General features: G+C 60.4%; 17 protein-coding genes and 1 pseudogene. 9 read left to right on the top strand and 9 right to left on the bottom strand.

The genetic code is table 11. The features are described from left to right. Nucleotides 1-11: 11 nt before the first annotated feature. Nucleotides 12-1,574 (bottom strand): amidohydrolase family protein, encoded by a 1,563-nt coding sequence (locus tag ACS3QZ_RS00900; RefSeq protein WP_456036144.1) that lies wholly within the window; start codon nt 1,572-1,574, stop codon nt 12-14. Between the two features lie 198 nt (nt 1,575-1,772). Here ACS3QZ_RS00900 and ACS3QZ_RS00895 point away from each other — a divergent pair, with 198 nt between their 5' ends. Beyond that, a complete protein-coding gene (locus ACS3QZ_RS00895) occupies nt 1,773-2,774 on the top strand; it encodes a helix-turn-helix domain-containing protein (RefSeq protein WP_456036143.1) in 1,002 nt (333 codons plus the stop codon). Between the two features lie 95 nt (nt 2,775-2,869). On the opposite strand, the gene ACS3QZ_RS00890 is transcribed toward ACS3QZ_RS00895, so the two are convergent. Continuing rightward, nucleotides 2,870-3,589: a helix-turn-helix domain-containing protein gene (locus ACS3QZ_RS00890; protein WP_456036142.1), complete on the bottom strand. Its 720-nt coding sequence runs from the start codon at nt 3,587-3,589 to the stop codon at nt 2,870-2,872. Between the two features lie 3 nt (nt 3,590-3,592). Here ACS3QZ_RS00890 and ACS3QZ_RS00885 point away from each other — a divergent pair, with 3 nt between their 5' ends. Genes ACS3QZ_RS00885 through ACS3QZ_RS00850 form a run of 8 tightly spaced genes read left to right on the top strand, consistent with a single transcriptional unit; the run spans nt 3,593 to nt 12,301 of the window. Continuing rightward, nucleotides 3,593-4,735 carry an NAD(P)/FAD-dependent oxidoreductase gene (locus ACS3QZ_RS00885; RefSeq protein ID WP_456036141.1) on the top strand — a complete coding sequence of 381 codons (1,143 nt, stop codon included), beginning with the start codon at nt 3,593-3,595 and terminating at the stop codon, nt 4,733-4,735. Beyond that, nucleotides 4,732-6,015 carry a TRAP transporter large permease gene (locus ACS3QZ_RS00880; protein ID WP_456036140.1) on the top strand — a complete coding sequence of 428 codons (1,284 nt, stop codon included), beginning with the start codon at nt 4,732-4,734 and terminating at the stop codon, nt 6,013-6,015. Before ACS3QZ_RS00885 ends, ACS3QZ_RS00880 begins: the two co-directional genes overlap by 4 nt. Nucleotides 6,016-6,060: 45 nt before the next feature. Continuing rightward, the gene (locus ACS3QZ_RS00875) at nt 6,061-7,035 is read left to right on the top strand and encodes a TRAP transporter substrate-binding protein (RefSeq protein WP_456036139.1); all 975 of its coding nucleotides are present in this window, start codon (nt 6,061-6,063) and stop codon (nt 7,033-7,035) included. Between the two features lie 4 nt (nt 7,036-7,039). Continuing rightward, complete coding sequence (locus ACS3QZ_RS00870) at nt 7,040-7,561, top strand: TRAP transporter small permease (RefSeq protein ID WP_456036138.1); 522 nt, start codon at nt 7,040-7,042, stop codon at nt 7,559-7,561. 1 nt (nt 7,562) lies between these two features. Then, nucleotides 7,563-9,011: a M81 family metallopeptidase gene (locus ACS3QZ_RS00865; RefSeq protein ID WP_456036137.1), complete on the top strand. Its 1,449-nt coding sequence runs from the start codon at nt 7,563-7,565 to the stop codon at nt 9,009-9,011. Nucleotides 9,012-9,044: 33 nt separating this feature from the next. After that, on the top strand, nt 9,045-10,493 hold the full coding sequence (locus tag ACS3QZ_RS00860) for a M81 family metallopeptidase (RefSeq protein WP_456036136.1): 1,449 nt from the start codon (nt 9,045-9,047) through the stop codon (nt 10,491-10,493). 11 nt (nt 10,494-10,504) lie between these two features. Further along, nucleotides 10,505-10,909, top strand: coding sequence for a RidA family protein (locus ACS3QZ_RS00855; protein WP_456036135.1), 405 nt, complete (start codon nt 10,505-10,507; stop codon nt 10,907-10,909). 3 nt (nt 10,910-10,912) lie between these two features. Continuing rightward, nucleotides 10,913-12,301, top strand: a complete 1,389-nt coding sequence (locus ACS3QZ_RS00850) for an FAD-binding oxidoreductase (RefSeq protein ID WP_456036134.1) — start codon at nt 10,913-10,915, stop codon at nt 12,299-12,301. A gap of 84 nt (nt 12,302-12,385) precedes the next feature. On the opposite strand, the pseudogene ACS3QZ_RS00845 reads toward ACS3QZ_RS00850, so the two are convergent. The 7 genes and pseudogenes from ACS3QZ_RS00845 to ACS3QZ_RS00815 form a co-directional block, all read right to left on the bottom strand. Next, nucleotides 12,386-13,076 (bottom strand): annotated as a pseudogene (locus ACS3QZ_RS00845) (IS5 family transposase); the annotation flags it as partial. Nucleotides 13,077-13,336: 260 nt separating this feature from the next. Then, nucleotides 13,337-14,506, bottom strand: a complete 1,170-nt coding sequence (locus ACS3QZ_RS00840) for an L-lactate dehydrogenase (protein ID WP_456036133.1) — start codon at nt 14,504-14,506, stop codon at nt 13,337-13,339. Between the two features lie 27 nt (nt 14,507-14,533). Beyond that, on the bottom strand, nt 14,534-15,466 hold the full coding sequence (locus ACS3QZ_RS00835; RefSeq protein ID WP_456036132.1) for a 2-hydroxyacid dehydrogenase: 933 nt from the start codon (nt 15,464-15,466) through the stop codon (nt 14,534-14,536). A 7-nt stretch (nt 15,467-15,473) separates the two neighbouring features. Next, nucleotides 15,474-17,345, bottom strand: coding sequence for a dihydroxy-acid dehydratase (gene ilvD / locus ACS3QZ_RS00830; RefSeq protein ID WP_456036131.1), 1,872 nt, complete (start codon nt 17,343-17,345; stop codon nt 15,474-15,476). Between the two features lie 15 nt (nt 17,346-17,360). Continuing rightward, nucleotides 17,361-20,819: an indolepyruvate ferredoxin oxidoreductase family protein gene (locus ACS3QZ_RS00825; RefSeq protein ID WP_456036130.1), complete on the bottom strand. Its 3,459-nt coding sequence runs from the start codon at nt 20,817-20,819 to the stop codon at nt 17,361-17,363. A gap of 21 nt (nt 20,820-20,840) precedes the next feature. Further along, nucleotides 20,841-22,040, bottom strand: coding sequence for a serine hydrolase domain-containing protein (locus ACS3QZ_RS00820; RefSeq protein ID WP_456036129.1), 1,200 nt, complete (start codon nt 22,038-22,040; stop codon nt 20,841-20,843). A 15-nt stretch (nt 22,041-22,055) separates the two neighbouring features. Further along, nucleotides 22,056-23,363, bottom strand: coding sequence for a metal-dependent hydrolase family protein (locus ACS3QZ_RS00815; protein ID WP_456036128.1), 1,308 nt, complete (start codon nt 23,361-23,363; stop codon nt 22,056-22,058). Nucleotides 23,364-23,396: the final 33 nt, after the last annotated feature.

Raw genomic sequence — 23,396 nt, 5'->3', positions numbered from 1 at the left:
TCTCGGCGCGGTCAGTCGACTATGGTTTCGCGACGGATCGGCTGGCCATAGGCCGCGTCCAGCACCAGGTTGCCTTCCCGGACCGCAAGGCCGCCGTTAACGATCACCGTCTGAACTCCCACCGCGGGCTGATTGGCGTTTTCATAGGTTGCCATGTCGGCAATGGTCGCTGGATCAAAGATTACGATATCGGCGTCCATTCCAATTTGGATCCGGCCCTTGTTCTTCATCTGAGGCACGAAATCCTCCAGCGTCTGCGCCGGCATCAGGGACATTTTCCGGATCGCCTCGCTCATCGACAGGACGCCGCGCTCGCGCACATATGAGCGCAGGATTTTGGCGTAGGACCCGGCCGAACGCGGATGCGCAAACACGTTGTCGGGCAGCGGCCATTCGTCCCCGGTGTATGTCTGGATATTGCCGTCATCGTCAAAATACGACCAGAAAGTCGCGTCCGATGCGATCAGCGTCGCGGGATGGGCAACCGACAGGTCGAGCATCGCCAAGTCTTCGGGCTTCTCCTCGTCGAGGAAATGCCAGGTGATGAAGGTGCCGGGCTTATTCTTCTGGTAGTCCGCCAGTTGGTCTTCTGTCATCCGATCCTGGCCGAGCTGGAAGTTCTCGGATGTCGACTGCATCCGGTCGCGCCAATCAGGGCCGGTGAACATGGCAGCACCGACAACGGTGCTGGCCGCGCCGTAGGGATAGGCCTCGACGGTGATGTTGATGCCCTTGGCCATCGCTTCATCAACAAGGGCGAGCGTGGCCTCGATATCGGCCATCGAGGTGCTGTTGATATGGCAGATATGCATATGGGCGCCGGTTATCGCCGCATTCGAGATCAGTTCCTTGAGCGCCTCGAACGAGCTTTGCGGTTCGATGACGCTGGCATAGCGGACATGGGTGTAGGTCGCGACGCCATATTCGTTGGCCAGTTCGGCCAACGCGAAGTATTCTTTTTGACCGTATCCTGGCGCATAGCCCGCGTTGACCCCGACCCCAAGGGCTCCCTCCTTGAGCCCCTGTTCGACCAGCGACAGGATCCGCTCGGACTGGTCTTGGTCGGCTATGTCCATCTTCCAGTCGTTTTCGGATTGGGCATCCTGGAAGAACTCGATTGTCGCCAGCGGGTCGGTGTTGTCGAAGGTGGCGATCCGGCCATAGGTCCAGCCCGCCGCCGCGCCAAAGTTGATCGGCAGGTTCTTGGCAGCCTGCCCGTCGTACCAGTCGCCAATTGGCAACACGCCGGATTCAAGCTCGAGCGCTGTCGTCACCCCCTGCATGGCCTGCATCCGATAGTCGCCTATGCTCTGCCCGTGAGCGTGGAGGTCGATGAACCCCGGCGATACAACGTGGCCTGTGGCATCGATCACGGTGTCGCCTGCGAGAGGAAACTCGCTGATTGCAACGATCTTGCCGTTATCGACGGCGATATTTCGAATCGCATCCAGCCCTGTCTCAGGGTCGATCACGCGACCGTTCCGGATAACGATATCATTGGCCAAAACAGCGGTGGCCGTTGCGGCGAAAACGGCAAGGGCGCAGGTTGAGAGGAGCGCTTTTCTGAAGAGCATCGGGATATCCATTCGTATTCAAAGGAAAACTTCGACTTGCGATCCAGAGATTGACTCAGGGGTGTCGAAACACCGGTATCATTGAGCGACAGCTTGTAGCGAAATATGTCGTCAAATGTTGATTCCAGTTAGATCGCTCTACAAGATGCCGAAAACTGACCACTCCGCCGCGGAAAATCCGAAAAACAGGAGAAGCATATGGTTTCCAAAAAAATTGCCTTCAATCGCGCCGCGCAACTGTATGCCTTTGTGAAATCCTATGAGCGACGAGGCGGAAAAGCGGCCGCTTTGTTACGGGAGGTCGGGTTGGAACATTTTGATATACGCGATCACGGGGCTTTGATCGCAGGCAATGCTCTTTATCGGGCAGTTCAAAAGATGTCCGAACTTCTTGAAGATCCGTTTTTTGCGGCAAAAGCGATGGATGAATTCATCAAGTCAGGACCAATCTTCGTTCGCGAGAGCTACGAGGTATCGCACACCCTTGCCGAGTTCCTTCCGCTCGCCATCATCGAGCTCGACCGTCAAATCAACACCATCAGCTATTCCCTCCTTATCAAATCCGACGTAACGGTGGTACGGGGAGACCGGACCTTTTTGCCAACGGAGACGGTTACCCAAGCAGATGCAGCGGCGGTAACTATTTGGATTACCTTGCTTCACGAAACAGTTGGTATTGCGTTTGATCCCCGACGAATTCTCGTCTCTGCTCAGAGGCTCGACGGGGTTCCGCTCGATATCTTGCCGAAGCAGTCGCGCATGCAGCACGACTTGAACGGGGTCTCCGTCGCTTTTCCATCACAGTGGCTGGCCTGCCCTATGAAACTTGCCTGGCGCTTTCAAAAAACTGATCGCAGTGAATTTTCGGATCGGACCGGACCCGAGTCGATCCTAAGGTTCGTCGCTCAGGTGTGCCGAGACAACCTGAGCGACAAATCTTTTGGCATTGATGCCTTCTCAAACTTTCTGGGAGCGAAACCAAGGAACATACAGCGCCTTCTCAAGCAACTGGGAACGACATTCCAAGATATTCGCGACGATGTGAGGAAGGAAGCGGGGATAAAGCTTGTCGAACTGAACCCGGATATGTCGAACGACGAGATCGCCGATGCGCTGGGTTTCTCGAACGCTTCAAGCTTTTCTCGTGCATTCAAGCGATGGACGGACAAGTCCCCTTCAAAGTTTCGAAAAAAGAAATAGTCTGTATGCCGGTAAGCATTGACGAGTTCGAGTGGCGCCGCGGCTTTGCGGAAATATGCATAAGGCGATAAGTTGAGAGGTTTTTCGATCTCTTGTCAGATGTCGATGACGGTTTTCCCCGGCTTCCAGCAGACGCCCAAAACGGTTGCTTCCCGATCGCCGGTCGAAACGTAGGCATGCCCCACTCCGCTATCGAAATATATGCTTTCACCCTTTGCTAAAGTGACAGCATCGCGACCTTTGAGGTAAACTGTAACTTCGCCGTCGATAACATATATGAACTCCTCACCGGGATGAGCGATAAAGTCGTCAAAAGCTTCGAAACTGTTTGCCTTGATATGACCCACCATCGGAACCATGTGCTTGCCGGTCACGTCTGAGGCCAACATATCGTAATCGTACGTGGCCGAGCGGTGCAAAGGCGCTTCGCCCGCCCGGGTGACGGAAACGGTACCGGGTGCAAACCCTTCGGCTTCCGCATCGAACAGCTCGCCCACGTCCAGCCCGAGACCTTGAGCCAGGCGCATGAACCTATCATAGGTGAGCGAGATTTCGCCGCGTTCCATCTTGGAAATGGTTGAAATCGCGAGCCCGGTCCGCTCGGACACTTCCTTCAAAGTCCACTTTCGCACCTTCCGAATTTCACGGACACGCGCCCCGAGATCCATCTCTGTCGCGGTGGAGTTGGGCTCAAAGTCTTTTCGAAAATTCCGCATGTCATTTTTCCTATTGGAAAATTTTTTCTGTTTTCCTATTGGAAAATACAGTAGCGTTGCGAAACAGGAAATCAAACCGATTCTGACATGGGGCTGCATATCTTGACCGGAACACCGCTAGACTTCGACATCGCCGTCATCGGCGCGGGAATCGCAGGGGCTTCGGTCGCGGCCGAACTCGCGGCCTCGCGACGGGTGGTGCTGATCGAACAGGAAAGCCAGCCGGGCTACCACACCACGGGGCGGTCCGCGGCGGTCTATTCGCCCATTTACGGCCCGCAACCGATACGGGCCCTGACGCGCGCCTCGCTGGCGTTTTTCGAGCAGCCGCCCGAAGGTTTTGCCGATCACCCCCTCTTGTCCCCCATCGACGCGGTCTTCGTGGCCCGGGCCGACCAGGCGAGCGCGCTCGACGAAATGCTGGTCGAACTGGTCGACGCGTCGACGGTGCGGCGCATCGAAGCCGCCGAGCTATACGCGAGATTGCCATTGCTTCGGGATGGCTACGCGTTCGGCGCGATGTGGGACAGCGGCACCTCGGAAATCGACGTGGCGGCATTGCACCAGGGGTATCTGAGGTGCTTCAAGGCCGCGGGAGGCACGGTTCTGACCAGGGCGCCGGTCGCCGCGTTGACCCGGACCACAACCGATTGGCAAATCGACACCAGGCAGGGCGCAGTCACGGCGAAGATTGTTGTCAACGCCGCGGGCGCGTGGGCAGACGACGTGGGGCAGATGGCCGGTGCCGAGCGGATCGGCTTGGTGCCCAAGCGCCGCACGGCGCTGATGATCGATCCGCCGCAGGGCTGCGATCCGAGTGCGCTGCCGCTGGTCGTCGATGTCGAAGAACAATTCTATCTCAAGCCGGATGCGGGCAAGCTGCTGATTTCGCCTGCAAACGAAGACCCCGAGCCGCCGTGTGACGTGCAGCCCGATGAAATGGACATCGCGATCTGCGTCGACCGGATCGAAACGGCGTTCAATGTCTCTGTCCGCCGGATCGAGAACCCTTGGGCCGGATTACGCAGCTTCGTCGCCGACAAATGCCCGGTCGCCGGGTTCTCGGATCAGGCCGAAAATTTCTATTGGCTGGCGGGGCAAGGCGGATACGGCATCCAATCCGCCCCCGGTCTAGCGAAGTTCGCTGCCGCCGAGGTCATGGGCCAGGCCATTCCGGCCAACATCCTCGCCGAAAGGCTCGATCCCGAGACCATCCGGCCGGGACGAAAGGGGATAGGCGCATGATGTTGCTTGTTCCTGTCATTCTCGTTGTACTTCTAGCCTCGGGGTTGGGGCTGGCCTATGTGGTCGGCGGCACGGCGGTCATGTCATTCATATTCACGGATAACGCCCGCTACCTCGCAATTCTGCCGCAAAAGGTCTTCTCGCAGATCAGCGTCTTTGCCCTGCTGTCCATGCCTCTTTTCATCCTCGCGGGCGAGTTGATGAACCGGGGGGGGGTGACAAAGGCCCTGATCGACGTGTCGATGGCCATTGTCGGGCGTATCCGGGGGGGGCTCGGGCATGTTAATATCATGACCTCGGTTTTCTTCGCTGGCATTTCCGGTTCGGCCGTGGCGGATGCGGCGTCTCTTTCGAATACGCTTGTTCCGGCCATGGAACAGCGCGGGTATACCAAGCTCTACGCCGGGGCGATCACTGCAGCGTCATCGATCATCGGGCCGATCGTGCCGCCGTCGATCGTGCTGATCTTTTACGGCGCAATCATGCAGACATCCGTCGCCGCACTGTTCGTGGCGGGCATCCTGCCCGGTCTTTTGCTGGCTGGCGCCCTCTTTGCCATGAACGCCTTCTTCGCGATCCGTGACGACCATCCGCGCATCGAAAAGGGCGAGGCGCCGCCGGTGATCCCCGCCATCGGCCGAGCGCTTCCCGCGCTTCTGTTGCCGCTGATCATAGTCGGCGGGATCGTTCTTGGCTGGATGACCCCGACAGAGGCCGCCGCCGTGGCGGTGATCGTCGCCGCCCTGGCCGCGCTCTTCTATGAGGGGCTGAAGATGCAGGACGTGCTGGAAAGCCTGCGCCGCACCGCCATGCTGACCGGGTCGATCTTTGTCGTGCTTAGCGCCATCGCCGCCTTTGGGCACCTTGCATCTCTCGAAAAGGTGCCGCAGGCGATCTCGGCCTTGATAACCGATCTCGGCCTGGGTCCGGTCGGGTTCATGCTGGCGATGAACCTGCTGTTCATCCTGGCCGGCATGTTCCTGGATATCCCGATGGCGCTGGCCTTGCTGGTGCCGCTGCTAGCACCGGTTGCCCTGGCCAATGGCGCCGATCCGGTGCATCTCGGCATCGTGATCTGCTTCAACCTGACCGTCGGGCTGGTGTCGCCGCCGATGGGGGGCTGCCTACTGATCGTCTCGACCGTCACTGGGCTGAACTACTGGACGCTTGCACGCGCGATCATCCCTTTCGTCATCGTGGAAATCCTTGTGCTGGGGATTCTGGTCTTCGTTCCCGAGATCAGCCTCTTCCTGCCCAGGGTCTTTGGCTTGTGGAACTGAACTTGGAAATCCCCAGGAAACTGGGTCAAAAGAGGAGGAATTGAAATGTCATTCATGAGACTTATGGGGGCAGCGAGCGTTGCGCTGGCTGTCACCTTCACCGCGCCGGTCTCGGCAGAGGTCAAGATCGCGCTGGACACCGCGAAGGATCTCGAAAACTCGGGCTCTTATGTCTGGGCGCACGCCTTTGCGGAATACATGAACGCCAACGGCATGGACGCCGTGGAATACGAGCGCGGCGCGCTTGGCGGCGAGGCCGAGAAGATGGACCAGGTACAGCAGGGTCTGCTCGAGGTCTCGCTGTCTGACACCAAGGGCGTTGGCGCCCTAGACGGCAACCTTATCCCGGTCACCCTGCCCTATCTGTTCCCCAACTGGGACAGCATCACCAAGGGCCTCGAGAACGGAATGCTGGACAAGATCAACGCAGGCACTACGCCCCAGGGCGTGCGGGTGATCGGGCTGGCCGCACTGGGCTCGCCGGCCGGTATCTTCAACACCAAGCACCCGGTCGAGAAGGCCGCCGATCTTGCGGATCTGCGGATGCGTGCGCTGGATGATCGCCAGATCGCCATCTTCAAGCTGTGGGGCACCAACGGCACCGTCGTGGCATGGGACGAAGTGCCCAACGCGCTGCAAACCGGGATCGCTGACGGATACCTAAACCCCCCGATGGTGCCGATCATGTTCGGTCACACCGGGTTTATCAAGTACTTCACCGATGCCAAGGTTGCGCAGTCCAGCCGTACCGTGATCATTTCCGAAGACTGGTATCAGGGTCTGCCGGCAGACGAGCAGAAAATCGTGATGGACGCCGCGGCAGCCGCCAACAAGGCCAACGCCGAATGGCTGGCCGGCCGTTCCGCCGAACTCGACAAGCTGCGCGAAGCAGGCATTGAGGTGGTGACGCTCAGCGACGAAGCCTGGCAGGAGTTCAAGATGATGACGACTCCGGTGCACAACATGGTTCCGCTGCCCGAGGGCTCGCTGGACGCCTGGAAAACCGCGAGCGGGCTGTAATCCGATGCGCGCGGCGATTTCCCTGCTGGACCGGCTTTCGGCCTTTTTGAACCGGGTCGCGCTCTGGGGAGCCATACTGGCGGTGACATCTCTTGTTGTGATCGCCTTCTGGCAGGCCGCCGCGCGCTACGTGCTCGACGACCCCCCGGCCTGGACCGAGGAGCTTGCACGCTACCTCATGGTCTGGGCTGGATTGCTGGGCGCCTCCTGCGCCTTTCGCATCAATGCCGATCCCTCGCTGTTTCCCGCCGCACGCGAGCGCATGGACGGCCTCGGGCGCGTCTTCGCGGTCGTGCGGGCAGCCGGCACCTTCGTGTTCATCACTCCGATACTCTGGTACAGCGTTTTCGGGCTGAACGGAAAGATAACCTCGGGCTATATCGCCCGCAACACAAGAGTGACCGCCGAAACGCTGGATATTCCGATGTCCGTCTTTGCCATCGCGATTCCGGTTGGCTTCAGCCTGATCATGCTTCACTTGCTGGCAAACCTGGCAACGGCGCTGATGCAGCCGGAAGAGACATGACATGAAACTAATGATTGCCGCGCTGGCCACAGAAACCAACACTTTCTCGCCCATGCCGACGGGCCGGCTGGCCTTCGAGGCCGGGATGATCACGCGCGAGGCCACTAAGGCGCCGTGGAACCATTACTCGGTTGCGATGAGCGAATGGCGCCGAATGGCCGAAGAACGAGGATGGGAGGTGGTCGAAAGCCTGGCCGCCGCCGCGCAGCCCTCGGGCATGACGGTCCGCGAGGTCTACGAGGGGTTTCGTGACGAAATTCTGGCTGATCTGGCAACCCACAAACCTGATGTTTTCCTGATCGCTATGCATGGTGCAATGGTCGCCGACGGGTATGACGATTGCGAAGGCGATACGATCGCGCGCGCTCGGGCAATTCTGGGGCCAGACAAGGTGATCGGGGTGGAACTGGATCCCCACAATCACCTGACGCGAGCGATGCTCGAAAATGCGACGCTGATCGTGAACTTCAAGGAATACCCGCATGTCGACGCTGCAGACCGCGCGCGTGAAGTGTTCGCGATGGCGGCCGACGCCGCCGAAGGGAGAACGCGCCCGGTCATGGCGATGCACGACTGCAAGATGATGACGATCATCGAGACGATGAAGGAACCGGGGCAGTCCTATGTCCAGGCGATGAAGGACGCCGAATGGAAAGACGGCGTATTGTCGGTGTCGCTGACCCACGGCTTCCCTTGGGGGGATGTCGCCGATGTTGGCGCAAAGACGCTGGTCATCACCGATGGTGACGCAGACGAGGCAACCCGGGTTGCCAAGGAATTTGCGGATCGGCTCTGGGACATTCGCGATGGCTTGAAGAAGAACTATCCGGACATTCCGACCGCGCTCGATATGGCAGAAGCAGCGACCGAATTCCCTGTCACGCTTGCCGATATGGGAGACAACGCCGGCGGCGGGGCTCCGTCGGATGCGACGTTCTTTCTGCAAGAGATCCTGAAACGCGGAACGAAGGATATCGCGCTTGCGCTGTTCTGGGACCCAGTGCTGGTGGCCATGTGCCAGGATGCCGGTGTCGGTGCACTGATGCGGGTGCGTGTCGGAGGCAAGATCTGCAAGGAATCCGGCGATGCCGTGGATCTGGAGGTCACCGTGCGCGGCATTTGTGAAAACATGACCCAGAAGCTTGGCGAAACCGAGATGCTGGTCGGCAACGGTGTCTGGTTGGACGCCGACGGCGTACATCTGATCGTCTCGTCTAAACGCACCCAGTGTTTCTCGCCCTCGATCTTCGAAGATTTGGGGCTGGAAATCTCGACCTTGCGCATCATGGTCCCGAAATCCACGAACCACTTCTACAAGAACTTCGCCCGCGTAAGTTCGGAGGTGATCCACGTCCGGACGCCAGGGGCAGTGACTCCGGACATGACCATCATTCCGTTTACCAAGCGTGACGGGAATTTTTGGCCGAAGGTCGATAACCCCTTCGCCTGACCGCACCCATTTGACGACTAAGGATAGAACGCAATGAAGCTTCTGATTGCCTGCCTTGCTACGGAAACCAACACGTTTTCACCGATGCCCACAGGGCGGCTTGCCTTCGACGCGGCCATGATCTCGCGCGAGGCGACGAAACTGCCGGGGAACCTGTTCACGGCACCCCTGCATGAATGGCGCCGCATGGGCGAGGAAAAAGGCTGGGAAGTTGTCGAAAGCCTGTCCGCCGCCGCGCAACCCGCTGGGACCACCGTGCGCGCCGTCTACGAAGAGTTTCGCGACGAGATCCTTGCGGACATCGAGAAACATCAGCCCGACGTTCTTCTGATGTCGATGCATGGCGCCATGGTCGCCGACGGCTACGACGATTGCGAAGGCGACATGATGAGCCGCGCCCGCGCGATCATGGGGTCGGACAAAGTGATCGGGCTCGAGCTTGACCCGCACAACCACCTGACCCAGACCATGCTCGACAATGCGACGCTGATCATCAACTACAAGGAATATCCCCATGTCGACGCTCCCGAGCGAGCGCGTGAGCTGTTCGCAATGGCCGCCGATGCCGCCGAGGGCAAAACAAAGCCCGTGATGCGCACGCATGACTGCAGGATGCTGACCATCATCGAAACCATGAAGGAACCCGCGCAAACCTATGTGCACGCGATGAAGGACGCCGAGGGCAAGGATGGTGTTCTGTCCGTATCGCTGACCCACGGGTTTCCCTGGGCCGACGTCGCCGATGTGGGCGCCAAGACGCTGGTGATTGCCGATGACGACGCCGACAAAGCTGCCAGCGCGGCCAAAGAGTTTGCCGACAAGCTGTGGGATATCCGCGAAGGTCTGCGGATGAGCTATCCCGATATCCCGACGGCGTTGGACATGGTGGATGCGGCAACCGAGTTTCCGGTCATCTTGGCCGATATGGGCGATAATGCAGGTGGTGGCGCTCCTGCGGATTCCACGTTCTTCCTGCAAGAGATCCTCAAGCGCGGGATGAAGGATATTGCCCACGGCATCTTCTGGGATCCGGTGCTGGTGACCATGTGCCAGGATGCTGGTGTCGGTGCCCGCATGAAAGTGCGCCTTGGCGGCAAGATCTGCAAGGAATCCGGAGAGGCCGTCGATCTGGATGTGAACGTTCGCGCCATCCGCGAGAACATGATCCAGAAGATGGGCGAATCTCACATGCCCATGGGTACGGGTGTCTGGCTGGATGCCGACGGTGTGCACCTGGTCGTCTCGTCGCTCCGGACCCAGAACTTCTCACCCTCAGTCTATACCGAACTCGGGATCGACATCAGCGAGATGCGCGCTCTCATTCCGAAATCCACCAACCACTTCTACCAGAATTTCCAGGTCATCAGCCCGCAGGTGATCCATGTCCGCACGCCCGGCACGGTGACGCCCGACATGACCATCATTCCCTTTACCAAACGTGACGGGAATTTCTGGCCAAAAGTCGAAAACCCGTTCAAGTGAAGGAAAGCATCATGAGTGTACATCGCATCGGCACGCCCCCCGTTCTTCCCAACGGCGCGAAGGTGCCTCTTGTTCCGGCCACTCGCGTCGGCAACCTGATCTTCTGTTCCGGCGCCTTGGGCGTAGATGCTAACTTCAAGCTGGTCGAAGGCCGCGTCGGGGCACAGACCCGCCAAGCGATCGCCAATTTGGAAGCAGTTCTGGCCGCGGCCGGTGCGACTCTTGCCGATGTTGCCAAGACAACCGTATGGCTGACCGATCTGGCAAACTTCGCCGAGTTCAATGCCGCCTATGCCGAGGCATTCGGCGAAGCCTTCCCCGCGCGTTCTACAGTGACTTCTGCCCTGGCCATCCCCGGTGCTTTGGTCGAGATCGAGGCCATCGCCGCAATTCCAGAAACCGACAAGAAAAACTGACCCATGTGGACCACGGTTTGTGAGGTCATTTCAGCGCAAATTGGCGAGGACCGCATCGTCAAGCCCGAAGACGCTGAGGGGCGCCTGATCTCGGTCACCGGAGAGGCAATGCCGCCTGTCCCCATCCTGCGTCCGCGCGACAGCCAGGAACTGGCCAAGGCGTTGGAAATCTGCTCGGCACTCAAAACGCCTGTCATCCCGATGGGCGGCAGCACAGGTTTGGTTGGGGGTCTGCGGCACACCGGCAAGGAACTCTACCTGTCACTGGAACTGATGAACCGGATCGAAAACATCGATTCCGTCAATCGAGTGGCAACGGTTCAGGCGGGAGTAGTGTTGCAAAATCTTCACCAAGCTGCGGAAGACGCCGGCCTCTCGTTCCCGGTTGACCTTGGCGCGCGCGGAAGCGCCACGATTGGTGGCTTGATCTCGACCAATGCCGGGGGTGAAAAGGCGTTTCGCTTTGGCATGATGCGCGAGCAGGTTCTGGGGATTGAGGTGGTTACGGCTACGGGGCAGATCCTCGATCTGTCCAACTCGATGATCAAGAACAATACAGGCTATGACCTGAAGCACCTGTTCATCGGCGCCGAAGGAACGCTTGGCATCATTACACGCGTTCAACTTCGCCTTCGCCCGCAGTTGCCGATCGTCAACACCGCCTTCGCTCTCATTCCTGATTTTGCTTCGGCGGTGGAGTTGAGGAACCGCGTTGAAAAGGCTCTTGGCAATGATCTGACGGCCTTCGAGGTGATGTGGCCCGAGGTCTATGAGATGACCACGAGTCACCGGACCGGGCGGCTTCCCTTGCCGGTATCCCAAGGCATCTATCTTCTGTTTGAAAGCGAAACAGGTACGGCCCGGGACCCCGAAGCCTTCGAAACAGCAATGGCCGAGCTTTACGAAGACGGTCTTGTCGAGGACATGGCGATCGCTGCTTCCGAAGCCGATCGTCAGGGAATGTGGGCTATCCGCAACGACATTGAAGCCATCATACGAACCCTGGCGCCTTTGCTGGCCTTCGATGTTTCGCTGCCGGTTTCCAGCATGGGAGCTTGCGTTGAAGAGCTGGACAGGGAATTGAAGGCCAAATGGCCGGAAACCCGCTTTGCGCGCTTTGGGCACATGGGTGACAACAATCTGCATATCGTTGTGACCATCGGTCCGGACACGGTGCTTCAAAAAACTGAAATCACCACCGTGGTCTACAACCGTGTCACGGCGATGGATGGGTGTATCTCAGCCGAGCACGGCATTGGCGTGGATAAGTTGCCCTGGTTCGAAATGGGCAAATCCGCACCTGCCATCGCCCTTATGCGGACCATTCGCAACGCTCTGGATCCGAATGGCATCCTGAACCCGGGCAAGACGATCCCCTCTCTGGCAAAGTAGGCCTGACATGCATTTTTGGCTTCCACGCCCTGTCGTGATCGCTGGTCAACCAACCCGGCTAGTTGTTCAGGCACGGCCAGCCGTTCTCCGCATCGCGCGCCGCCAGTCCTTCAATCTGCCGAACATGATTTCGATTCGGTTGCGCCGTTTGTAACTACGCTTGTCGTGCTTTACGGGTTTCTTCCGCTGCTTCCGGCCAGAGATGCAGGCGCGTATCCCTTTGTCTTTCAACGCTTCCCGAAACCAATCGGCGTCATAGCCGCGATCCCCGAGCAGCCAATCGACATCCGGCAGGCTGCTCAGTAATGCTCGTGCGCCGATGTAGTCGCTGACCTGACCGGCGGCGACGAACAGGTTGAACGGACGTCCCAGGCTGTCGCAGATGGCATGCAACTTGGTGTTCATGCCGCCATTGGTGCGACCGATCAGGCGTCCTCGCCCCCTTTTTTGACGCCCAAACTGGTCGCGGTATGGTGGGCCTTCAGGTGGGAGGCATCAATCATCACAGTCTTCTCTTCGCCGTGGTCGGCTGCCAGACCTGCCGTCATCTGGGCGAAGATGTCCTTGTCGCTCCACCGCTTCCAACGGTTATAGAGGGTCTTTTGTGTGGGCCATAGGCGGTGGGAGAGTCGCGCCATCTCAACCCATTGCGATTGATGAAGATAATGCCGCTCAACACACGTCGATCATCAACGCGTGACTTACCGTGGGACTTGGGGAAGAAGGGTTCAAGACGCGCCATCTGCGCATCTGTGAGCCAGAAAAGATCAGACATGGTCACCGCTCGTTTATCGAACCGTAAATCATGCACCAACGCGGAAATCAATTGGTTCTGACCCTAAGGTCTTACCACTACACAACACCCGCTCAACGAGGATGGGTACGATTGCATTGAATTTCGGGCGTCAAGTTGGATCAGGCAACTTCCCGCATCCTTTGAAACAATCCTGCGCTTTTTGTTCCAGAGCGGGTTGTTCCCGAGCGGGTCGGAACTGGGTAATGCTGATTTTCACGCAGACAGGGGCCGCGTCGATTTCAAAGGTCTTTCACCTGCACAAGGTCCCCGGTGACGTCCGTCATGCGGGTCACACCGCACAGCGCCATGGCAACTTCGATCTCGCGCTTGAAGGCACCCAGAAGACTGGCCACGCCAAATTCGCCGCGAGCGGCCACGGCATAGGCCCAGGGACGGCCGATCATCACCCCTTGCGCGCCCAGTGCACGCGCCCTGAACACGTCAAGCCCGCTGCGCACCCCGCCATCCATCATCACCTCGGCGCGCCCGGCAAGTTTGTCGGCCACAGCAGGCAGGGCCGAAATAGACGAGGAAACACCGTCAAGCTGGCGCCCGCCGTGGTTCGACACGATCACTGCGTCCGCCCCGACATTCACCGCGCTGTCGGCGTCGTCGGGCGACAGGACCCCCTTGATGACCAGTTTGCCGTTCCAGATGCCGCGTAACCAAGCGATGTCTTCCCATGTCACCGACGGATCGAACTGGCGACCGACCCAGTCGCGATACTCGGGCAGGCTGGTGGCGGCGGGGACGTATTCTGCAAGATTGCCAAACAAGTGCGGTTTGCCGCGCAGCCCGACATCGACCAGCCATTGCGGATGCGTCAGGTATGACAGCGGACCGGCGCGCAACCGGCCCCATGGCGAGGCCCCTCCCGCGATTCCGTTGCGGGTGTCGCGGTGCCGCTCGCCTACCACGGCGAGGTCCACGGTAAAGACAAGCGTACGGACGCCAACCGCCCAGGCGCGGTTCAGCAGTTCCTCGACAATCTTGCGGTCACGCAGCATGTAGAGCTGAAACCAGAACGGTTTGTCCGAGACGGCGGCAACCTCCTCCAAAGAACAGATCGACATGGTCGACAGGGTCAGCGGCACGCCTACCGTGTCTGCGGCACGCTTGGCCTGTACTTCGGCGCGGCGGGCGAACATGCCGCACATGCCGACCGGGGCAAGCGAAACCGGCAAGGTGCAATCGGTGCCGACCATCGCGGTTGCCGTGTCCACCCCGGAGACATCGCGCATGACCCTTTGCAGCGGAGAAATCCGGGCAAAATCGCTGATGTTGCGGGCCAGCGTCCCCTCGCCATAGGCCCCGCCATCTACATAGTCGAAAAGCGGTCTGGGCATCCGGCGTTCGGCAAGCCGGCGATAGTCATTGCTGGTGACCGGGACGAGGTTCATCGTTGGCATGGCGGGGCTCCGATTGAAAGGTCGGGATCAGACCGGATCACGCGGGGTGCCGGTTTCGAGAAAGGCGACGATATTGGCGAGGACGCGGCGCACCATGTCGGTGCGGCATTCCACCGTGGCGCTGCCGATATGCGGTGTCAGAACAACGTCTTCGCGATCCCGCAGGCGCGGCGATACCTGCGGTTCGCCGTCAAACACGTCGAGTCCAGCAGCTGCAATGTGGCCTTGTTCGAGTGCGTCGCACAGGGCATCCTCATCCACGATCCCGCCGCGCGCGGTGTTGATCAGGATGGCCCCCTTGCGGGCTGCGGCAAGCGCGTCCGCCCCGATCAGGTTGCGGGTATCAGGCGTCAGCGCGGTGTGTACCGACAGGATGTCTGCTCCGACCATAAGCGCCTGCAACGTCTCCACGTATTCTGCGCCTGTCGCGGCCTCTGCCTCGGGGCGCCGGGTACGATTCCAGTAGCGGATCGCCATGCCGAACCCGGCGGCCCGGCGGGCCACAGCCTGGGCGATCTCGCCAAACCCGATCAGGCCTAGCGTCTTGCCGTGAACGCGCGTTCCCAAAGGCGCCCCCGCCCCGGATTGAGACCATTGGCCTGCGCGCAGAAAGCGCTCCCCTTCGCCAACCCGGCGACTGGCGGCGAGGATCAGGGCAAAGGCGAGGTCTGCCGTATCCTCGGTCACGACCGGCGTGTTTGAAACGGCAATGCCGCGCGCGCGGGCGGCATCACGGTCGATATTGTCGATGCCCACGCCGATATTTGCGATCAGGCCGACGCTATCGGGCAGCGCGGCAATCGCCTCGTCGCCCAGGGGATCAAGCGCCGTGGTGACATGCACCCGCGTGCCCTGTGGAATGTCCCGCACGGTGTCCACGGGCAGGAAGGTCACGCCCTGCCCTCCGGCCTCGATCGCCGGGAACGGAAGGGCACGCGACAGGGTGACTGTGATGCTCATTGCGTCTTTATCCTTCTGCCGAAAGCCGTTCCAGCCGGGCAAGGCGTTCGGTGTCACGCGCGCCGCCCTTGTCGGCGGAGGATGCCATCAGCCCATAAACCCGCAAGGATGTGGACACGTCACGCTGGCGCGTCGCGGGGCGCCACGCCTTGTCACCGCGCGCATTCATCTCGGCGCGGCGGTGGTCGAGTTCTTCCTGCGGCACATCGAGGGTAACGCTGCGGTTCGGGATGTCGAATTCAATCGGATCGCCGTCCTCAACGAGTGCGATCACCCCCCCCGAGGCGGCTTCGGGCGAGACATGGCCTACGGACAGTCCAGAGGTTGCGCCCGAGAAGCGCCCGTCGGTGATCAGGGCGGCTTTGTCACCCAGCCCACGCGCCCTAAGCATTCCCGTGGGGGTGAGCATCTCGCGCATCCCCGGCCCGCCGCGCGGCCCCTCGTAGCGGATCACGACCACGTGGCCCGCTTGCACGGTGCCGTTCTGAATCTTTTCCAGCGCTTCTTCCATGCTTTCGCTGACAATCGCGGTGCCCCGGAATTGCCAGAGCGCCTCTGGCACCCCCGCCGATTTCACAACACAGCTGTCAGGGGCAAGGTTGCCGCGCAAAACGGCCAAGCCGCCATCCTTGGTAAAGGCGTGTTCGGCGCTGCGGATGACGCCGTTCTCGCGGTCGGTGTCGAGCGATTTGAAGCGGCTCGACTGCGAGAATGCCTTGATCGAGCGGATACCGCCCGGACCGGCCGAGAACAACTTGCGGGCCTCGTCATTGTCCGGATTGGTAATGTCCCAGTCGCCACAATAGGCCGACACGGGCTGTCCCAGCGCGGTCGGGTTATCCGCGTTGTAGAGCCCGGCCTTGAGCAATTCGCTGGCTACGGCCATGACGCCCCCGGCGCGGTGCATGTCCTCGATAAAGACTTCATGCGCGGACGGGGACACCTTGCACAGGCACGGGGTTTCCCGGCTGATCCGATCGAAATCGTCGATAGTGAAATCGACGCCGCTTTCCTGCGCCACAGCCAGAAGATGCAGGATCGTGTTGGTCGATCCGCCAATCGCCATGGTCATACGTACGGCGTTTTCCAACCCCTCGCGCGAACAGATCGCGCGTGGCAAAACGCTGTCATCGCCGTCGCGATAATAGGCGTGCGCCATATCGACGATCCGGTGCGCGGCCTTTCTGAACAGGTCTTCGCGGTCGGTATGGGTGGCGACGATGGTCCCGTTGCCGGGAAGGGCCATGCCCAGCGCCTCGGTCAGGCAGTTCATCGAGTTCGCCGTGCCCATCAGCGCGCAAGAGCCACAGGTCGGACAAGCGCTTTCCTCGACGGCGTCGATCTCTTCCTGCGTGGCATCGGCAGCGCCCGCCACGTAGATCGTGTCGATCGCGTCGATCTTCATATGCTTGCCGCGATAGTCGAACTTGCCCGATTCCATCGGCCCGCCCGAGACAAAGATCGTCGGAATGTTCAGGCGGTTGGCCGCCATCAGCATGGCGGGCGTGATCTTGTCACAGTTCGACAGGCAGATCAGCGCGTCAATGGCATGGGCGTTGGCCATGTATTCCACCGCGTCGGCAATAATCTCGCGGCTGGGCAGCGAGTACATCATGCCTTCGTGGCCCATGGCAATGCCGTCGTCCACGGCGATGGTGTTGAACTCTTTCGGCACCCCCCCTGCCTTGCGGATTTCGCGGGCCACAAGGCGCCCCAGCGCCTGCAGGTGGACGTGGCCGGGCACCATTTCCGTGAACGAGTTGGCGATACCGATGATCGGGCGGCCGAATTCTTCGGGTTGCGTACCGGTGGCGCGCCAAAGTGCGCGCGCGCCCGTATTCATTGCGCCAACGGTGACCTTGTCTGATCTCAGTTTCATATCCGGTCCTTCCGGTCAGGCCGCGTTTGCGGCTGTGTTCGAGAGCGCCGCTTTCAGTTCGGCGCGGCGTTTTGTGGCGGCTTCGGCGTGGCGTTCTCGCACGTGGCCATAGCCGCGGATGTGTTCGGGCAGATCGAGAAGCTCGGTCAGTGTAGCCGCAGTGGCGTCGGACCAATTGGCCAGCGCAAAATCGATATCGGCCTCGTAGTCGGACAGGAGCCTGCGGGCGAGCTTGGCTTCGGCATTGTTGCGGAACGGATCCAAGACGGTGCCGCGCAGACCGCGCAGGCGGTTCAGCAGACCAAAGAAGCGCATCGCCGTCTTGCCTTTGACAGCACCTTTGACCGGTTTGCCGGTCTTGGGATCGGTTCCGCCATAGGGCCATGCGCCGAAATAGAAAGTCAGATCCATGTCGCCTTCGAAGGTCTCTTCAAGCTGCGCCTTGAACTCGGGACGGGTGTAGAGCCGTGCGACCTCCCATTCGTCCTTGACCGCCATCAGCTTGTAATACCCCTTGGCCACGGCCCGCCGCGCGGCCTCGGACAGGCCAGCCGCGGACACGCGATCCAACATGTCCGAATAGCGTTTCGCAAAGGCCGCGTTCTTGTAGGCGGTCAACTGCGCGACACGTTGCGCGATGACATCGTCAAGAGGAGTTTCGCGTCGGCTTTCCAGCAGGATCGGTGCACTGTCCCCGGCCAATTCCGCCGCGGCCTGCGGATCGGCCATGGCAAGGCGGCCCAGATCAAAGGCCCGCTTGTTCTTGTCGACGGCAACGCCATTAAGCTCGATCGCGCGGTGGATGGCTTCCAGCGAGAGCGGGATGCCGCCTTGTTGCCACGCGGCCCCCATGAGGAGCATGTTGGCAAAGACCCGGTCCCCCATGACCTTTTCGGCAAGGTGTTGTGCATCCATGCCGGTTGCCGCGTCGCCCAGCAATCGGGTCAACCGTTCCACCTGCTCGGCACCGTTCAGTTGCCAATCGGGATTTTTCGAGAAATCCGAGGTCGGCACTACGGTCGTGTCGGTCACGGCGACAGACTTGCCCGGCGTGAGCTTTGAGAGCGCCTCGTCCCCGGCTGCCACGACAAGGTCACAGCCGATCAGCGCGTCGGCTTCGCCGGTGGCGATCCGGGTGGCGCGCATGTCTTCCGGGGACAGAGCCAGCTTGATGTGGCTGTGTACAGCACCGTATTTCTGCGCCAGCCCGGTGATGTCGAGGTTGGACGAAAAATAGCCATCGGCATGAGCCGCCACGGCCAAAGTCTGACCAACGGTTACAACCCCTGCCCCGCCGATGCCGGACACCAGGATCGACCAGGACCCGTCAATCGCGCGGGGGCTGGGCATGGGCAGATGGCTGATGTCAATTGCGGCATCCGAGGCCTTGGCCTTTCGCGGCTGCGCACCTGTCACGGTTACGAAGGACGGACAGAACCCTTCGACACAGGAGAAGTCCTTGTTGCAGGAGGACTGGTTGATCTGGCGTTTGCGACCGAATTCGGTCTCCAGCGGCTCTATCGCCATACAGGCAGACACGGTCGAACAATCCCCACATCCTTCGCAGACCGCCGGGTTGATAAAGGCGCGCTTGTCAGGATCCACCCATTTGCCACGTTTGCGAAGACGACGGCGTTCGGTGGCGCAGGGCTGGTCATAGATCAGCACTGTGACACCGGGTTTCTCGCGCAATTCCTTTTGTGCCAGTTCAAGTTCGGTCCGCGGGTGCAGCGTGACACCACCGCCGATAATCGGCTTCCCCTCGAACTTGCCGGTCTCATCGGTGACAAGCGCGATCCGCTCGACGCCCTCGGCCTGCAGTTGTTCGACCATCTGTTCTGGGCTGATCTCGCCATCATGGGGCTGACCGCCCGTCATGGACACGAAGCCGTTATGCAAGAGCTTGTAGGTCATGGTGGCTTTGGCCGCGATCGCCGCGCGGATCGCCATCAGGCCGGAATGGAAATAGGTCCCGTCGCCCATATTGGCAAAAACATGCTTTTCGTCCGTGAACGGGAACTGGCCCAGCCACATGCCGCCTTCGCCGCCCATGTGAGAGACCGAGTTGGTCTTCATCGGGTCGCGCAACATCGCCATGGTATGACAGCCGATGCCAGCAAGGGCGCGGCTGCCGTCGATCACCTGCGTCGAGCGCCCGTGCGGACAGCCCGCACAGAAGGACGGAAGGCGCATGGCGCCTGCACCAAGCGCAGGAGGGGCTTCGGGCGGGTTGGGCAGTGACAGTCCGGCATCGGCGTCGGTCTCTTTCGCAACCCGCACCAGCACGCGAGTGATCATGTTGGGGTCGATCTCGCCATGTCCGGGAAAGGCACAGTCCCCCGCGTCCGAAGCATAGGCCTGGCCCTGGAAAGTCTTGCCCACGATGCGTGGGGAAAGGTCCGAGCCGTAGAGGATCGCGCGGATCTGATCCTCGAGAAGAGGCCGCTTCTCCTCGACCACGATCACAGTGTCGAGCCCCTTGGCAAAGGCGCGTATCGCGGCATCGTCCAGCGGCCAGACCATGCCAACCTTCAAAAGGCGGGTCGGCAAATTGCCCAGCCTGCCGTTCTTGTAACCGAGACCCGAGAGTGACTGGTTCAGGTCCTGCCATGATTTCCCGGCGGCAATGATGCCGATACGGGCATCTACCGCGCCGCTGATCCGGTTGAGATTATTGGCGCGGGCATACGCCAGAACCTTTTTCAGTTTCACGTCCCACAACAGCCGTTCCTGTTCCGGAATCGGGGTAAAGGGACGAATCGCGGTTTCGAACACATCGCCTTCGGGGAGAGCAATCTTGGGACTGTCGGGCGCAACGTGGACCGAACCGCCGCCCTCGACCACGTCTGTGACCAGTTTCATGCCAACCAAGGTCGAGGAATAGCGGCTGAGCGCGATGCCGTGCAGGCCAAAATCAAGCACATCCTGCGCATTTGCCGGGGCCAGAAGCGGCGCGCCGAGAGAAGCGAAGTTGAGGTCGGAATAGCAGGCCAGTGTCGAAGACTTGGCCCCGTGATCATCCCCCACCAGCAAAAGCGTGCCGCCCTTTGGGTTGGTTCCGGCAAGGTTGGCATGGCGGATCGGGTCCATCGACCGGTCCAGCCCCGGCGCTTTGCCATACCAGATCGAGAACACACCATCGACCTTGGCGCCCGGAAACAGGCCCACCATCTGGCTGCCCCAAGTGGCGGTGGCGGCCATGTCCTCGTTCAGCCCGGGCTGAAAGACGATGTTGTGCTCCTTGAGCGCGCCTTCCGCCTGCCACAGGCTCATGTCATAGGTCCCAACAGGAGAGCCGCGATAGCCCGAGATATAGCCGCCGGTGTTCAACCCCGCCGCGACGTCGCGCTTGCGCTGTTGGATCGGCAGACGCACCAGAGCCTGCATGCCAGTCATGTAGACCCAGCCCTCTTCCTGGGTCAGGCGATCTTCGAGCGTCATTTCAAGGCGTTTGGCAGGGACATGTTGGGTCATGGCATGGCTCCGTAGGCGGGATCAGGAGAGAAGGTCGGACGTTGCGATCGGGCGCAGGTAGCGCGTCAGCTGCATCTCGGCCGTTGTCGAAAAATATGCGATCACAAGGTCCCGATCCGGGGAAACGTACAGCCCCTGGTCCATGAAACCACCCTTGTAGAGGTCGCCATCGGGCCAGATGCAGTCCCACTGGCGGGCATTGCCCAGAATCGTGTCATCGCCAAGCCTGTCGACAAAAACCGGACCGTCATAGCCGTTCATGAAAAACGCCCTGTCGCGCACGCCAGACCGGATGCGGGCCAGCACGGCATCGTCCACCACCTGTTGTGTTGCCACGCGCGACCAGCTCGGCGTGTAAAGCATTCCGAACCGCGCCATGTCACGCAGGCGCGACGACACCACGCCATGCGCCAGCGCCACGCCATCCGGTGTCAGGTGGGCCTGGAACGGGCCATCGGCACGCATATGAGACCAGACATTGCGGCGGAACAGTTCCGCCCAGGGCAATCCGGAAACGGCTTCGGCGAGATAGACCAACACCTGTGTGCAGGGCGACCCGTATTCGAATTTTTCGCCGGGGGTGGCGACGCGACGGCTGGCCTGCAGCACTTCCAGCAGGGTTTCGACCCGGCCGTTGCGCGGGTGGTTGAACTCGGCCATGAAGGCTCGGATCGCGTTCGAGCCGGGGTCCGCGCGGGTCTCGTCGTTCTCTTCGCAATCCATGCCCGGCGTCATGTCCATCACGTCGCGCACGCTCACCGTGCCCCAATCCGTGTCGCGCAGGGCCGCCACATATGTGCCAATCCCCTTGCTTTCGTCGATCAGGCCGGCGTCGATCAGGTGTTCAACCATCAGCCCCGCCGTCGGCTTGGCGCAGGAAGCCCAGAGATGCGGCTGATCAGCCCGCAGGTCGGGATAACTTTCGGCAACGATCTTGCCCGACTTGATCACGACGATGCCACGCGCCCCGCTTTGTGGATGGGCAAGGAAGTCGCGCAGGGACAATGTGCCAAACGAGGTCTCGGCGGTGATATCCATCACAGCGTCGTTCGGTGCGTCGTCAAGCCCGCCCGGTGCATGGGGAGAATGGATCAGGGCCGTGGGCATGCATTCGGAAATATGGGTGCACCACCAATGGGCAACGTCTCCGCATTCCAGCAGCTTGGGAATCGAGACCTGAGACCGCATGCGGTACGCGTAGTCGGCAGATTGGTCAGACATGTCTTTCTCCAGAGGTTAACGCTGCAGCGTGTTTTTGTGGATCACGCCGTTCTTCATGATCAGGTCCAGGGTCTCAGCGGGACGGGTCAGTATCTCGATGTCATCAAGAGGGTTGCCGTCAATCAGCAGGAGGTCGGCAAAGGCCGCTTCCTCAATCACGCCCAGCTTGCCCTTGTAGGGGTTGCGCGGGCCGCTCATCGCCAGCAGTTCACCCGACAGCGCCGTTGCCTGGCGCATCACTTCGAAGGGCGTGAACCATTTTGTGCGGAGCTTGAATTCATCATTCACCCGGGCCAGCAGCTCCGGGTCGGTGATGATATCCGAACCAAAGGCGATCTTATCAAAGCCGATCTTCCTGGCGGCGGTCATCATCCGGTCAATGCCGTCATAGGCCTCGTCATGCTTGACCTTCTGGTCGTCGGTGTAACCCAGCGGGTGCTTGGTGTAGACGATGACTTGGGGCGACAGCCAGATGCCTTGTTCCTGCATCATGCGCAGGGTCGCTTCGGTGGCCAGGTTGGCATGCTCGACGCATTGCACCCCATTCTCAACGGCGCGCCGGATGCCTTCATCATGATATGCGTGGGTGCAGACATAGGTGCCCCAATCCTTGGCGGCGGCCACGGCTGCCTGCACCTCGGACGGCAGGAACTGGGTCACGTCCAGCGGGTCGGCATATGACCCCGTCCCGCCGGTGGTACAGATCTTGATCTGGGACGCGCCACGGCGGAATGCCTCGCGCACGGCGACCAAAACGCCGTCATGACCGTCGGCCACGGCAACCATGTGGTATTTCATCGGCACTGACGGCTCGTTCAGGATGGCCGCGCATTTGTGACAGTCCTGGCGGTGATCCGAATGGCCTGAGGTTTGCGAAATCATCGGGCCCGACGGATAGATGCGAGGACCGGCCAGCACGCCGGCATCAATGTTCTTCTTGAGCGAGAAGGTGTTGCCGCCAACATCCCGGATCGTCGTAAAACCATTCATGAGATAGGTTTCGGCAGCCGCAGTCGCCTTGTAAGCCCAGTAAAACTCATCAGATCCAAATGCCTCGGGAAAGGACATCTGGAACATGACATGAGCATGCGCATCTATGAAACCGGGGCTGAGCACCCGGCCTTCTGCGTCGATTTCGCGCCACCCGGCATCGGCGTCGATTCCTTTGGCAAGCTTTGCAATCCGGCCTTGCGCAACCAGCACGTCATACCCTTCCAGCAGGGTCTCGTCCTTGCCGTTAAAAATGCGCGCATTGCGGAAAAGGATGGGTGATCCGCTATCTTGCCCTAGTGTCGGACGGACATTTAGGTTCTTTTCAGGCATGACAGTTACCCCAATTTGTCCCCAGAAAGGCGC

It is taken from the genome of Shimia sp. W99 (assembly GCF_053851455.3).
Note: the sequence above shows the minus strand (reverse complement) of the source record. Positions and strands in the feature narration are given on the sequence as shown.